The sequence below is a fragment of the Roseobacter sp. TSBP12 genome, assembly GCF_009129705.1.
GTDB classification, from domain to species: Bacteria; Pseudomonadota; Alphaproteobacteria; order Rhodobacterales; family Rhodobacteraceae; genus Celeribacter; species Celeribacter baekdonensis_A.
Map to the genome: position 1 here is coordinate 23,851 of NZ_PYIB01000053.1, position 13,364 is coordinate 37,214.

The following is a 13,364-nucleotide window of genomic DNA, read 5'->3' on the forward strand; positions in this document are numbered from 1 at the left end:
TTGGGCGCCGCGCACAGGTCGAAAAGTCGGGCAACCTTTACCACATAAACATATAGAGCCGCTTGTTAAAAACGGCCCTTTAAAGCGTTCCGCCATAAACCCGATTTCACGGGCTTATGGCGGAACGCCCACAACATTGATTAGTCTGGCAGCGTCAGGCCTTTCCCCCGTTTCAGGTTAAAGGCGTGACGCTTTAATAACGTGTTTCAAGAGGTTGCGTCGCGTTAGCGACGGCGGTCTCGGCGCGATGACATCGGTTGAAACGCCACGCCCACATGCGCCTCGCAATAGGGTTTACCCGCCTGAGAAGGTAGGCCGCAGAACCAAAAATCCTCGGTTGCCGGATCGCCGATCGGCCACTTGCAGGTTTTCTCGGTCAGTTCCATCACGGAAATCCGTTTGGCCTTTTTCTCGACTTCGCTGACCTTTGCCAGCGCCTCAGCCGGAATTTCATTGGCCGAGGGTTGTGGCGGCAAGGGCTGCCCCGCCGGAATGATCTGGCGGCGCGCCGCACTCATCGGTTTAGGTGCGGGCTCTGCTGCGGGCTCGATCTCTTTTTCCACAGGCGCGTCCGCCTTGGTTTTGAGTTCGGGTTTGGGTTTGGGGGCGGGTTTGGGTTTGGGGGCCGGGCTTGCCGCCGCCGGTTTGGCCGCAGCACCCGTCGTGCCCGCACGGTTCGAGAGGCCCAAACGGTGGACCTTGCCGATCACCGCGTTGCGCGTCACACCGCCAAGCTCCTTGGCGATTTGTGAGGCGGATTGACCCTCCCCCCACATTTTTTTCAAAGTTTCGACGCGCTCATCGGTCCAGGACATGATGCTTCCTTCGGTTGTCTTGCGGCATATGGTGGCCTTTCGGCTCAGCCAAACCGCGAAAAGCGCCCCTGCACAACCCGTTTGCAGGCAGGACCGCTTGAGAATTCGTGTTGACCCCTATTTTAAACACACCGCTTGCGGTTACAAGCGGGCGCGGGCGGAAATCGTAATACGGGTTTCCACACGCGGCGTCCTTTGGGGCAAAACGGGTTATAGCAAGGGAGAGCGGCAATGGAAATGGCACATAATGAGGTGCAAATGGGGGTGCGGCGGTTTGGTCGGGTCAATTGGCTTGGCCTTTACACACTGGCGATGCGCGAAGTGCGCCGCTTTGCCACCGTCTGGACCCAAACGCTTTTGGCGCCTTTGGTCACGGCTGCGCTGTTCTTGACGATTTTCTCCCTCGCCATCGGCCCGTCGCGCGGGGACGTCATGGGGGTGCCCTTCGTGCATTTCCTTGCGCCGGGCATCTTGACCATGACCGTGATCCAAAACGCCTTTGCCAACACCTCTTCCTCGATTGTGATCTCAAAGGTTCAGGGCAACATTGTCGACACCTTGATGCCGCCGCTCTCGCCGATTGAATTGGTCCTGGGCTATCTGGCCGGGGGATTGGCGCGGGGGCTGTTCGTCGCCGTGGCAATCTGGTTGGGCATGGCGCTTGTTGTCGGGCTTGGTCTGGCACATCCGTTTTTTGCGCTCGCCTTTATCGCGTTGGGGGCGCTGTTTTTGGGGGCTTTGGGCATTTTGGCCGGGGTCGTGTCGCAGAAATTCGACCAAATGGCCGCGATCACCAATTTCATCATCACGCCGCTCTCCTTCCTCTCCGGCACCTTCTATTCGGTCGAAAGCCTGCCGCAGTGGTTCCGCGTCATCACCCATCTCAATCCGGTGTTTTACCTGATTGACGGGGTGCGTTTTGGCATCATTGGCCGTTCGGACAGCTCGCCATGGCTTGGCCTTGTGGTGATGGGCGTCGTGACGGCGGCACTGATTTTCACCTGTTGGGTCTTGTTCAAACGCGGCACCAAGTTGAAATCCTAAGCGCCAAATTTTGGCCTAATTCACCATTTATATACCATGGCATTGTCTTTTTTAGGTGTGCCATGGTCCGCTTCCTTTCTGCCGTTATTCTGTTCCTGCTCGTCCCGCTTGCGGCCTTTGCCGCCGACAGCCTGCCCAGCGAATTGGACAGCGCCGATCGCCGTGCCGAATTGATTGGCTGGGAGGGCGTTGGACGGCTGGATGTGGCGCGTCGCTCGACCTGTTCCGGCGCGTTGATTGCGCCGGATCTGGTTCTGACGGCGGCGCATTGTGTGGTGGATGGCAAAAACCGCCCCTATGCGGCAGATCAAATCACCTTTCGCGCCGGGCTGCGCAATGGCGACTATGTCGCCGCCTCGCGCGGAATCGCCGTGGCCGTGACGCCCGGCTATGACATCACCGATAGCGTGACGGCTGGCAATATTCGCCGCGATGTGGCGCTGATCAAACTGGCCTCGCCGATTGCCCGCGCCCAAGCCGCCCCGTTTCCCATTCACCGAACCTCGAAACCCCGTGGAGAACTTATGGTCGCCTCTTACGGGCGGGGTCGCAATGACGCGCTTTCGATTCAGCGCGAATGCCATGTGATTGATTTTTCGCAAGATATTTACAGATTCGATTGTGACATCACCTTTGGCTCCTCTGGCGCGCCGGTCTTTGCCTATGACGGGGTGCGGCCCGCGATTGTTTCTGTCGTCTCCTCCATGGGGCTGCGCGATGGGCGCAAAGTCGGGTTTGGCATGGCCTTGAGTGACAGGGTTGCGGCGCTCAAACGCCAAATTGCCTTGGGCGCGGCGCAAGTTGCGGCCAAACCCGTGGTGGCCAAACGCATTTCTGTGGGCGGCGGCGGCACGCAAAGCTTGGGCAATTCCAAATTCCTGCCCGCGAAATAAACCTGCCACATGAGAATTGCTTTGACTTGGCGGGCGATTTGCCGGAAAACCCGGCGCATGAACACCGCGACCACATATATCTCCACGCCCCGACGTCGACGCTAACGCCTCTCTGACGTCCGTTCATCCGTGCCCAATCCGGCACATTTTCGCGCCAAACTGGCGCATCTGCCTCATAAATCACTCCGAAACCGTTGACAGCCCCAAGGCATAGCGCCACCCATGGGGCCTGTTCATTCAAAAGGGTAAACCCCATGATCTCTTCCGTTTTGCCGACCTATAACCGGGCTCCGCTGTCTTTCGTCAAAGGCGAAGGCTCTTGGCTGATTGAGGCGGATGGACGACGCTTTTTGGACTTGGGCGCGGGGATCGCGGTCAACACGCTGGGCCATGCCAACCCGGACCTGGCGCAGACCCTCAAGGATCAGGCCGATACGCTGTGGCATGTTTCCAACCTCTATAAAATCCCGGCGCAGGAAAAGCTGGCGGATATGCTGGTCGATCTGACCTTTGCCGACACCTGTTTCTTTACCAACTCGGGCACCGAGGCCGCCGAACTGGCGATCAAAATGGCGCGCAAATATTGGTACACCAAGGGCCAGCCGGATAAGATCGAGATCATCACCTTTGACGGCTGTTTCCATGGCCGCTCGACCGGGGCCATCGCCGCCTCGGGCGCTGAGAAAATGGTCAAAGGTTTTGGGCCACTGATGCCCGGATTTGTGCATCTGCCCTTTGGCGATCACGAGGCGCTGACCGCAGCCGTCTCTGACAAAACCGCGGCGATCATGATCGAACCGATTCAGGGCGAGGGCGGCATTCGCGTTGTGCCCGATCAGTGTCTCAAAGGCCTGCGCGATCTGTGCGATGAAAAAGGCATCTTGTTGATTTTTGACGAGGTCCAATGCGGTGTGGCCCGGACCGGTAAATTGTTCGCCCATGAATACGCTGGCGTAACGCCGGACATCATGATGATTGCCAAAGGCATCGGCGGCGGTTTCCCTCTGGGCGCGGTTTTGGCCACCGAAGAGGCTGCGTCGGGCATGACGGCGGGCACCCATGGCTCGACCTATGGCGGCAACCCTTTGGGCTGTGCCATTGGAGCCAAAGTGCTTGAAATCGTGTCCGATCCGGCGTTTTTGGCCGAGGTGAACCGCAAGGCGAGCCTGATGCGTCAAAAGCTCGAAGGTCTTGTCGCCGCCCACCCGGACGTTTTTGAAAGCGTGCGCGGGCAGGGGCTTATGCTGGGCCTCAAATGCAAAGTCGCGCCGGGTGATCTGGTTGCGAAGGGCTATGAGGCGGGCATTTTGACCGTACCCGCCGCCGACAATGTGGTGCGGCTGTTGCCCGCGCTGAACATTTCCGACGATGACATTTCCGACGCCGTGGCGCGGATTGATGCCGCCGCCAAGGCGCTCTGAGATAAGAAAAGATAGTAAAATGAACCACTTTCTAGATATTCACACGACAGACGCCAAAGATCTTCATCAGATCATCGCAAGCGCGAAATCCACCAAACAGGCGCGTTTGGGCCAACCCAAAGGCGCGCTGGATGCCGAGCTGCCACTCAAAGACAAAATGGTCGCGCTGATCTTTGAAAAGCCTTCGACCCGGACCCGCGTGTCTTTTGACGTGGGTGTGCGCCAAATGGGCGGCCAGACCATGGTGCTTTCGGGCGCGGATATGCAACTGGGTCATGGCGAAACCATCGCCGACACCGCTCGCGTCTTGTCGCGCTATGTTGACATGATCATGATCCGCACCTTTGAGGAACAGACCCTGTTGGAGATGGCCGAATACGCCACCGTCCCGGTGATCAACGGCCTGACCAACCGCACCCATCCCTGTCAGATCATGGCCGATATCCTCACATTCGAGGAACATAACGGCCCGATCAAAGGTAAAAAGGTGGTGTGGTGTGGCGATGGCAACAATGTTTGCGCCTCGTTCATTCATGCCGCCGGTCAGTTTGGGTTTGATTTCACCTTCGCCGGGCCAGAGCCGCTTGATCCCGAAATGGGCTTTATCGAAGAGGCGCGCGCCAAAGGGTCAAAGATCGAGATCGTGCGCGACGCGGAAGAGGCGGTCAAAGGTGCCGATCTTGTGGTCACCGACACCTGGGTGTCGATGCATGATCCGCAATCGGCGCGGGAGCGTCGGCACAATCAACTGCGCCCTTACCGGGTCGATCGCAAGCTGATGTCACATGCCAACCCCGATGCGCTGTTCATGCACTGCCTGCCCGCGCACCGCGGTGATGAGGTGACCAACAATGTGATGGACGGGCCGCAATCGGTGATTTTCGACGAGGCGGAAAACCGGCTTCACGCGCAAAAGGCGATCATGCGCTGGTGTGTCGGGTTTTAACCGAGGTCAGGCTTTGCAAAAGAAAACGCGCCCGAGGACACTCTGGGCGCGTTTTGTGTTGGCTGCGGTCTGGTCCGGCTCAGTTTGTGAAATGCGACAGGACAAAAAACACCGCCGCAGAAAGGGCCGCCGAGGCCGGGACGGTGATGATCCAAGCCGCGACAATGGTCATGAAATGGCTGCGACGTACCAGTTTGCGCCGCCTCCGCTCTTCATCTGCCACGCGCACCGCCTCTTTGACCACAGTCTCGCGCAGACGTTTATCATGATACCATTCACGGAAAAATCCAACGCCAAACACCGCGCCCACGGCGATATGGGTGGAGGATACGGGCAGGCCCAGCCAACTTGCGACAATCACCGTGATCGCGGCAGAGAGTGCGACGCAAAAGGCGCGCATCGGGTTGAGTTTGGTGATCTGTGAGCCGACCATTTTGATCAGTTTCGGCCCAAACAGCACCAGACCAAAAGAAATCCCAAGCGCGCCGATCACCATCACCCAATGCGGGATATTGACCTTGCCGGCGAATTCGCCAAAGGCGTTGGCATGCACAATCGCGGCCAGCGGACCGACCGCATTGGCCACATCATTGGCGCCATGGGCAAAGGACAAAAGGGCTGCCGAGATTACCAAGGGCAGGGCAAACAGCGCCTTCAATGATTTGTTTCGGTTTTCAAGCCCCTCGGATTGACGGCGCACCAAAGGCGCGGAAATCACATAGGACAACCCGCCAACCGCCGCACCAATCAGGAGCGCGGTTGTCAGGTCAATGCTGATCAGTTTCTTAAGCCCTTTAATCGCCAGATAGGTCGCAAACGCGCCCATCATGATGCCGATCAGAACCGGAACCCAACGGCGCGCCGCTGCGATTTTGTCGTCCTGGTACATGATCTGGGCTTTGATGAACCACAAGAATCCGGCGGCAATCACCCCGCCCAACAGTGGCGAAATCACCCAAGACGCGGCGATCAATCCCATTGAGGCCCAGTTGACGGAGGCAAAGCCCGCCGCCGTGATGCCCGCGCCCATGACACCGCCGACAACGGCATGGGTGGTGGAGACCGGCGCGCCGATCCATGTCGCCAAATTGACCCAAAGGGCCGAGGACAACAGCGCCGCGAGCATGGCCCAGATGAACACCTGGGTGTTTGCCATGGCGGATGGGTCGATGATCCCCTTTGAGATCGTCGAGACCACATCGCCACCCGCCAACAACGCCCCCGCACTTTCACACAGCGCCGCAATCACAATCGCGCCGCCCATGGTCAATGCATTCGCACCCACCGCAGGGCCCATATTGTTGGCCACGTCATTGGCACCAATATTGATCGCCATATAGGCGCCCAAAGCCGCCGCAGCGATCACCAGGGCCGACCCCGGTTGCCCGCCAAACACCACAGCCGCACCAAGCCCGGCTACGATGATAAAGGCCAGCGCCACACCCAAGCCCACCATCGGTCGCCCGATGTACAGCGTCGCATGTTCAAGCTGGCTGATGCGGTTGAGGTCTTTGTCCAGTGTGGTCCACTGTTTGCCGTCTTGGTCACTCATGTTGATCCCTCATGGCTTTCCCTCCCCCTGAGGGTCGTCATAAAACTGTTACAAGCGGCGCAGCGCTACCGCGCCCGCCACCGTATTTCAAGGGTTTCATGACAAAGTGAAGCATGCAAACCGGGACCTGTGGCCACCGACCGGACTTGGCCTTGGGGTGCAAGCCTGCGCAGGGGTGCCTTAAAACGCGCGCAGCAGGTCCTGCAGCTCAGGTTCGTCCACCAGCATGGCCGCCTGTTCGGGCGACATCCAACTGCGTTTGCGTTCACGGCATTCGGGGAATTTATCCGCCAAACGCGCCACTTCGATCGGGTAGACCGAGGCCTCGATCGGGGCAGGGATACCGTTGGAGAGGCGTTTGACATAGTGGTAGAGACCAAGCGGCTGACGCTTGATCTTGCCGGGTTTGACCCCGGCCTCTTCCCAAGCCTCCTGCGCCGCCGTGCCCGCGCCGTCCAACCCCTCGATCGGCCAACCTTTGGGGATGATCCAACGACCAGTGTCGCGCGAGGTGATCAAAAGCACCTCTTTGCCTTTCTTACCCTTACGCCAACACAAAGCCGCCGCCTGAACCCGGTCAGGGCGGCGCAAAAGGGGGTCCAAGACCCCCGTTAGAGCGGATTTGAAAAGCATAACCATCGGTGAGAAACGTGCCTGTGTTTTTGTTTGTTGTATATACATAGAGCAAGGCGCAGAGGATTTCAAGTTTTCTTGGAAAATGTCTTGTTCCTGAATGATAGCGCTATATCTGAAAGGGGAGCTGGGCGGCCTGAGGTTCTGAAAACCCCGCGCATCTGTGCCCTTGCCACATTCTCGAACGTCAAAAGGACCTTATCATGTCACACGCGCGTATCGGCCTCGTTGGCCTTGGCGTCATGGGCGCAAACCTGTCGCTCAACATTGCCGATCACGGCTTTCCCATCGCTGTTTACAATCGTACTGGCGCGGTCACAGATGCGTTTGTGGCCTCTGCAGGCGATTTGGCCGAGCGGCTTGTGCCGGCGCAGACCTATGAGGACTTCGTGGCCTCGCTGTCCAAGCCGCGTGCGATCATCATCATGGTCAAGGCGGGCGGGCCAGTGGATGCGGTGATCGCAGACCTGGGGCCGCTGCTGGATGAGGGCGATATGATTATTGATGCGGGCAACGCCAATTTTCACGACACTCGCCGTCGCGAGGCGGCGCTGCGAGAAAAGGGTTTGAACTTTATCGGCATGGGCGTGTCGGGCGGCGAAGAGGGCGCGCGTCATGGGCCATCGATCATGGTTGGCGGCAACAAAGCCTCCTATGAGGTCATCCGCGACATCATCGAAGCGATTTCCGCCAAACATGATGGTCAGCCCTGTGCGGCGCATTTTGGCCCGGATGGGGCCGGGCATTTCGTCAAAACCGTCCACAACGGGATTGAATATGCCGATATGCAAATGATTGCCGAGGTCTACGGGGTGTTGCGCGATGGGGCGGGGCGTACCCCATCCGAGATCGGCGCGCTGTTTGAAGCCTGGGACAAAGGCCCGCTCAAATCCTATCTGGTCGAAATCTCCGGTAAGGTGCTTCAGACCGCTGATCCCAAAACCGGCCAGCCGATGGTCGATGTGATCGTCGATACGGCGGGCCAAAAAGGCACCGGGCGTTGGACCGCGATTGAGGCAATCACCCTGGGTCAATCGCCCTCTACCATCGAGGCCGCCGTGGCCGCGCGGTCGTGGTCTTCGGAAAAAGCCACGCGCGAGGCGGGGCAGGCGCTGTTTGGCGATGATGCGGTTGAAACCATGCCGATGCCCTCTGATGCCACGCTTGAAAAAGCGCTCTTGGCGGCCAAGCTCATTGCCTATGATCAAGGCTTCAAAATCCTCATTGCCGCCTCCTCGACCTATGATTGGGGCATTGATCTTGCCGCCGCTGCCGAAGTGTGGCGCGAAGGCTGTATCATCCGCTCGGCGTTGCTTGACGACATGGCGCAAGCGATCCGCGCGGGCCTGCCCCATGATCAACTGATCTTTGCGCCGACCTTTGCGGATATGATCCGCGAGGGCGCCCCCGCGCTGCGCCGTGTGGTCGCCTATGCTGCGCTCAAAGGTCTGCCAATCCCGGCCTTTGCCAATGCCTTGGCCTACTTCGACACCATGCGTCAGGGCCGCGGCACCACCGATCTGGTCCAGGCACAACGCGATTTCTTTGGCGCGCACGGGTTTGAGCGGGTCGATGGCGGCGCGGGGCAGCACGGGCCATGGGCTGGAACCGTGTCCCACAGTTGAGGCAAATTTCGTGAGATAAATCTAGGCGCGCAGCGACCCGCCCGACACAACGCCCATGCGAAATCCGCCCCTCTCCATGCCACCCCTTGCATGGAGAGGGGCTTCGTGGTTTTCAGAAGCATGATCGCTTGAGCCTCCAGATTGAGGCCACGGCGGCCCACAGCAAGGCAAGTGGCACATGAGTTTCGTCGTCTTCATCAATGGGTTGGTGATGGTGTTTTTCGCCGCTCTCATGGGCGTTGTGGCGCTGCTTTTTCCTGACACCGCAAGCCTGTTTGAAGTGCCCGCCCTTTTGTTTGGCTTTCTCGGCGGAGCGCTTGCGCTGGCCACGTCGCCGGACGCCACCGGGCTGCGGCCGCTGCACACGTTTTTGATGACCTCGTCGGTCTGGATGGTCGCCGCTCTGTGTGGCGCGGGGCCGCTGTACCTGTTCGATCTGTCCTTTGTGGATGCATTTTTCGAGGCGATGTCGGGCATCACCACCACTGGCTCCACCGTCATGTCGGGTCTGGATGCCACGCCGAGGGGCATTATCTTGTGGCGCGCCATGCTTCAGGCCGTTGGCGGTGTCGGTTTTATCGTCACCGGCATCGCGCTTTTGCCGATCTTGAAAGTCGGTGGGATGCAATTGTTTCGCTCTGAAAGCTCGGAACAAGGCGGCAAAGAACTGCGCAATGCCACGATGTTTGCCTCTGCGACGCTGCAAATCTATTTCGCTTTGATTTTCCTTTGCGGCTTGCTCTATCTGATCGGCGGCATGTCACCCTTTGACGCGGTCACCCACGCGATGACCACGCTCTCAACGGGGGGCTATTCCGGCTATGATGCGTCTTTTGGCCATTTCGACAGCGCCTTCCTGCAATGGGTGTGCACCGCATTCATGCTCGCGGGCGCTTTGCCTTTTGCGTGGTATATCAGAGGGGTCCGACGCGGCGTTTGGCAGTCTGAACAGGTTTCCGCCATGTTGACGACCCTTGCGTTGACCATATCCGGCCTGTCGCTTTGGCTCATGATGGTGCGGGGTGAAACCCTGTTTGATGCGCTCCGCCTTGTCGCGTTCAATGTCGTCTCCATCGTCACCACCACTGGCTACGCCACCACGGATTATACGCTTTGGGGACCTTTTGCCGTTGCCGCCTTTTTCGTTTTGACCGCTGTGGGCGGGGCCACCGGGTCCACTGCAGGCGGGGCCAAGGCGATGCGCTGGTTGGTGGCGGGGCGGGCGTTGATTGCACAAATCCGCAAAAGCTACGCGCCGCACCGGGTCACTTTTGTCAAATACGAAGGCCGCCCTGTCGCCCCCGATGCGCTTTCTGGTGTGATTGCGTTTTTTGTGCTCTATTCCGCCACGTTTGGCGTGATGGCGATCCTGTTGAGTTTCTTCGGCCAAGACATGTCCACCGCCATTTCCGGCTCGCTGACGGCCTTGGCCAATGTCGGGCCGGGGGTGGGGGATATCATCGGACCTGCGGGTAATTTCGCCACGCTCAACACGCCGTCAAAGCTGGTTTTGACCTTTGGCATGTATTTGGGGCGGCTCGAAATGGCCACAGTCTACGCCCTGTTCGCGCCACTGTTTTGGCGCGAACTGGTGTCGTCTCGGTAAGAGGCGCCCGACCTGAAAAGGTCACAGCGCCAAAAGCACGTTGCCGTCTTCGATCTTGATCTCGAATGTGGTGGTCTGACCAACATCTGCGCCTTGAGCCGCGCCGGTCTCAAGCGAGATCACCCAATTGTGCAAGGGGCAGGTGACGCAGCCGTCATGTACGATCCCTTGGCTCAGGGGGCCGTTCTTGTGCGGGCATTTGTCTTCGAGGGCAAATATCTGATCGTGTGAGGTGCGAAACACCGCGATGCTCATGTCGCCGTTTTTGACACAGCGCGCGCCTTGGCGCGGAATCTCGGTGAGCGGGCCGATGCTGACCCAGGTTTTGGTCTGGACGTTCATTCCGCCGCCTCCAGTTTTCTGATGTTGATCGGGTTGAATTCATGCGCATCTTTGCCGCCGACAAATTCGGCCCATGGGTCCACTTGCGCGAAACTCTGGGCATGGGCAAAGCGTGCATTATAGGCTTTGCGCTGTTCCGGATCGTCCAGAATCACCTCGCGGATGTGGTCATAGCCCAGCCGATCCGCCCATTTGTAAATCCGTTCCAGATAAAACCCGGTTTCGCGATAATATTGCGTCAATGCGCCGACCACCTCGATCACGTCGTCTTCGGTCGGCACGGTGCCGAGTTTGGTCGTACCTTGGATGTGAAGCCCGGCGGCCCCGCCGTAGAGCACCTCATAACCGCTATCGACACAGACGATGCCGATGTCCTTACAGGTGCTTTCCGCACAGTTGCGCGGGCAACCCGACACGGCGAGTTTAAGTTTTGCCGGGGTCCATGCGCCCCAGAGATAGTGCTCAAGTTTGATGCCCAAGCCGGTGGAGTCCTGGGTGCCAAAGCGGCACCAATCGGAACCGACACAGGTTTTCACTGTGCGCAGGCCCTTGGCATAAGCGGCCCCGGAGATCATTCCTGCGGCATTGAGATCGGCCCAAACCGGGATCAAATCCTCCTTTTTGACGCCCAAAAGGTCGATCCTTTGCCCGCCTGTTACCTTCACGGTCGGAATTTCATATTTGTCCGCCACATCGGCAATCGCGCGCAGCTCGTCCGGCGTGGTGATGCCGCCGAACATCCGGGGCACGACCGAATAGGTGCCGTCCTTTTGGATGTTGGCGTGGACGCGTTCGTTGATGAACCGCGACTGTTGATCATCGGCATACTCGCCCGGCCAATCGGCCACGAGGTAATAATTCAATGCCGGGCGGCATTTGGCACAGCCTTCGGGCGTGGTCCATTCCAAGGCTTGCATCACCGCCGGGATGGATTTGAGGCCCTTGGCTTTGATCAGGCGGCGGACATGGCCGTGGCTGTGGGGGGTACAGGGACACATGCCCTCGGAGGCGGGCAATTGAAACGCATCGCCCAAGGTGAGCGCCATGACATTTTCAACCAACCCGGTGCAGGTGCCGCAAGACGCCGAGGCTTTGGTATGGGCGCGCACTTCGGTCAGCGAGGTCAGACCTTTGGCTTGGATCGCGGTCACAATTGTGCCTTTGGTGATGCCGTTACAGCCGCAAATCTCCGCATCATCCGAGAGATTCGCGACCGCGGCCAAAGGGTCAGCCCCCGCGCCGCCCTGATAAGCCTGACCAAAGATCAATGTCTCGCGCATCTCGGAGATGTCTTCGCCGGATTTCAACAGCTCGTTGTACCAGCCACCATCGGCGACATCGCCATAAAGCACCGCGCCGATGATCTTATTGTCCTTGAGGATCACGCGCTTATACGTCCCGCGCATCGCATCGCGCAGCACGATGTCCTCGCGGCCTTCGCCCTCGGCAAAATCGCCAACGGAGTAGAGATCACAACCGGTGACCTTGAGTTTTGTCGGTGTTTCGGCGTGGGCAAAGGCCAGTTCGGACGGTCCCGCCAAATGATCCGCTGCCACTTTCGCCATACGGTAAAGCGGTGCGACAAGGCCATAGACCAAGCCGCCGACCTCAACACATTCGCCGACCGAATAGATGTTCGGATCAGAGGTTTTCATCGTCGCATCCGTCACAATACCGCGGTTGACCTCAAGCCCGGCCTCTTGCGCCACTTGCACATTCGGGCGGATGCCCACGGCCATGACCACGAGCGAGGCGTCGATCACCCGGCCATCGGCCAGTTCCACGCCCTCAACCCGGTCTTGGCCCAAAATCTGTTTGGTGTTGGCCTCGCACAGGACTTCGATCCCGCGGCCTTCCAATTCCTTTTGCAACAGGTAGCCAGCCGCCGTGTCGAGTTGGCGTTCCATCAACGTCGGCATCAGGTGAATGACCGTCACCTCCATGCCGCGCTGTTTTAAGCCCGCCGCCGCTTCCAGTCCCAAAAGCCCGCCGCCAATCACAACCGCGCGCCCGCCTTTGTCGGAGGCTTCGATCATCGCGCCGGTGTCGTCCAGATCGCGATAGGCCAAAACGCCCGGCAGGTCATGCCCCGGCAAAGGAATGATAAACGGGTTCGACCCGGTGGCGATCACCAACTTGTCATAGGCCACTTCGCGCCCGGTCTCAGAGACGACTTTACGCTCGTTGCGGTGAATTTCGGTGATCTTTTCGCCCTGATGGAGCGTGATCCCGTGTTCCTCATACCAGCCTTCGCCATGGATGATGATATCGGCATAGGTTTTTTCGCCCGACAGCACCGGCGACAGCATGATCCGGTCATAGTTGACGCGCGGCTCGGCGTTGAAAATCGTCACGTCATAGGCGTCTGTCACCTCAAACAGATGTTCCAACATCCGCCCAGGCGCCATCCCATTTCCAACGATCACTAGGTGTTTCTTCGACATAATGGCACTCCATCTCAGAACGCGGGTCGCATCATGCGAGCCC

Annotated in this window: 11 protein-coding genes; 6 read left to right on the forward strand and 5 right to left on the reverse strand. The window is 58.9% G+C overall.

Features of this window, described 5'->3' with window-relative positions:
* Window positions 1-224: 224 nt before the first annotated feature.
* Entirely contained in the window at window positions 225-815 is a 591-nt protein-coding gene (locus C8029_RS16205; RefSeq protein ID WP_009573036.1) for a GcrA family cell cycle regulator, read from the reverse strand.
* A 231-nt stretch (window positions 816-1,046) separates the two neighbouring features.
* On the opposite strand from C8029_RS16205, the gene C8029_RS16210 reads away from it, so the two are divergent.
* From C8029_RS16210 to argF, 4 genes are all read left to right on the forward strand, one after another.
* The gene (locus C8029_RS16210) at window positions 1,047-1,859 is read left to right on the forward strand and encodes an ABC transporter permease (RefSeq protein WP_152003296.1); all 813 of its coding nucleotides are present in this window, start codon (window positions 1,047-1,049) and stop codon (window positions 1,857-1,859) included.
* A gap of 62 nt (window positions 1,860-1,921) precedes the next feature.
* On the forward strand, window positions 1,922-2,752 hold the full coding sequence (locus C8029_RS16215; RefSeq protein ID WP_193217670.1) for a trypsin-like serine peptidase: 831 nt from the start codon (window positions 1,922-1,924) through the stop codon (window positions 2,750-2,752).
* 254 nt (window positions 2,753-3,006) lie between these two features.
* Window positions 3,007-4,173 (forward strand): aspartate aminotransferase family protein, encoded by a 1,167-nt coding sequence (locus tag C8029_RS16220; RefSeq protein WP_152003298.1) that lies wholly within the window; start codon window positions 3,007-3,009, stop codon window positions 4,171-4,173.
* Between the two features lie 19 nt (window positions 4,174-4,192).
* On the forward strand, window positions 4,193-5,119 hold the full coding sequence (argF, locus tag C8029_RS16225) for an ornithine carbamoyltransferase (RefSeq protein WP_152003299.1): 927 nt from the start codon (window positions 4,193-4,195) through the stop codon (window positions 5,117-5,119).
* A 79-nt stretch (window positions 5,120-5,198) separates the two neighbouring features.
* Here the strand turns inward: argF and C8029_RS16230 are convergent, their stop codons facing one another.
* Window positions 5,199-6,671: an inorganic phosphate transporter gene (locus C8029_RS16230; RefSeq protein ID WP_009573041.1), complete on the reverse strand. Its 1,473-nt coding sequence runs from the start codon at window positions 6,669-6,671 to the stop codon at window positions 5,199-5,201.
* A 180-nt stretch (window positions 6,672-6,851) separates the two neighbouring features.
* Window positions 6,852-7,310 carry an NUDIX hydrolase gene (locus C8029_RS16235; protein ID WP_009573042.1) on the reverse strand — a complete coding sequence of 153 codons (459 nt, stop codon included), beginning with the start codon at window positions 7,308-7,310 and terminating at the stop codon, window positions 6,852-6,854.
* A 197-nt stretch (window positions 7,311-7,507) separates the two neighbouring features.
* Between C8029_RS16235 and gnd the strand changes: the two genes are divergently transcribed.
* Window positions 7,508-8,929: an NADP-dependent phosphogluconate dehydrogenase gene (gene gnd / locus C8029_RS16240; protein WP_009573043.1), complete on the forward strand. Its 1,422-nt coding sequence runs from the start codon at window positions 7,508-7,510 to the stop codon at window positions 8,927-8,929.
* Window positions 8,930-9,107: 178 nt separating this feature from the next.
* The gene (locus C8029_RS16245; RefSeq protein ID WP_009573044.1) at window positions 9,108-10,535 is read left to right on the forward strand and encodes a TrkH family potassium uptake protein; all 1,428 of its coding nucleotides are present in this window, start codon (window positions 9,108-9,110) and stop codon (window positions 10,533-10,535) included.
* A 21-nt stretch (window positions 10,536-10,556) separates the two neighbouring features.
* Here the strand turns inward: C8029_RS16245 and nirD are convergent, their stop codons facing one another.
* Window positions 10,557-10,877 (reverse strand): nitrite reductase small subunit NirD, encoded by a 321-nt coding sequence (gene nirD, locus C8029_RS16250; protein WP_009573046.1) that lies wholly within the window; start codon window positions 10,875-10,877, stop codon window positions 10,557-10,559.
* Window positions 10,874-13,321 carry a nitrite reductase large subunit NirB gene (gene nirB / locus C8029_RS16255; RefSeq protein ID WP_152003300.1) on the reverse strand — a complete coding sequence of 816 codons (2,448 nt, stop codon included), beginning with the start codon at window positions 13,319-13,321 and terminating at the stop codon, window positions 10,874-10,876. Before nirB ends, nirD begins: the two co-directional genes overlap by 4 nt.
* Window positions 13,322-13,364 lie beyond the last annotated feature (43 nt).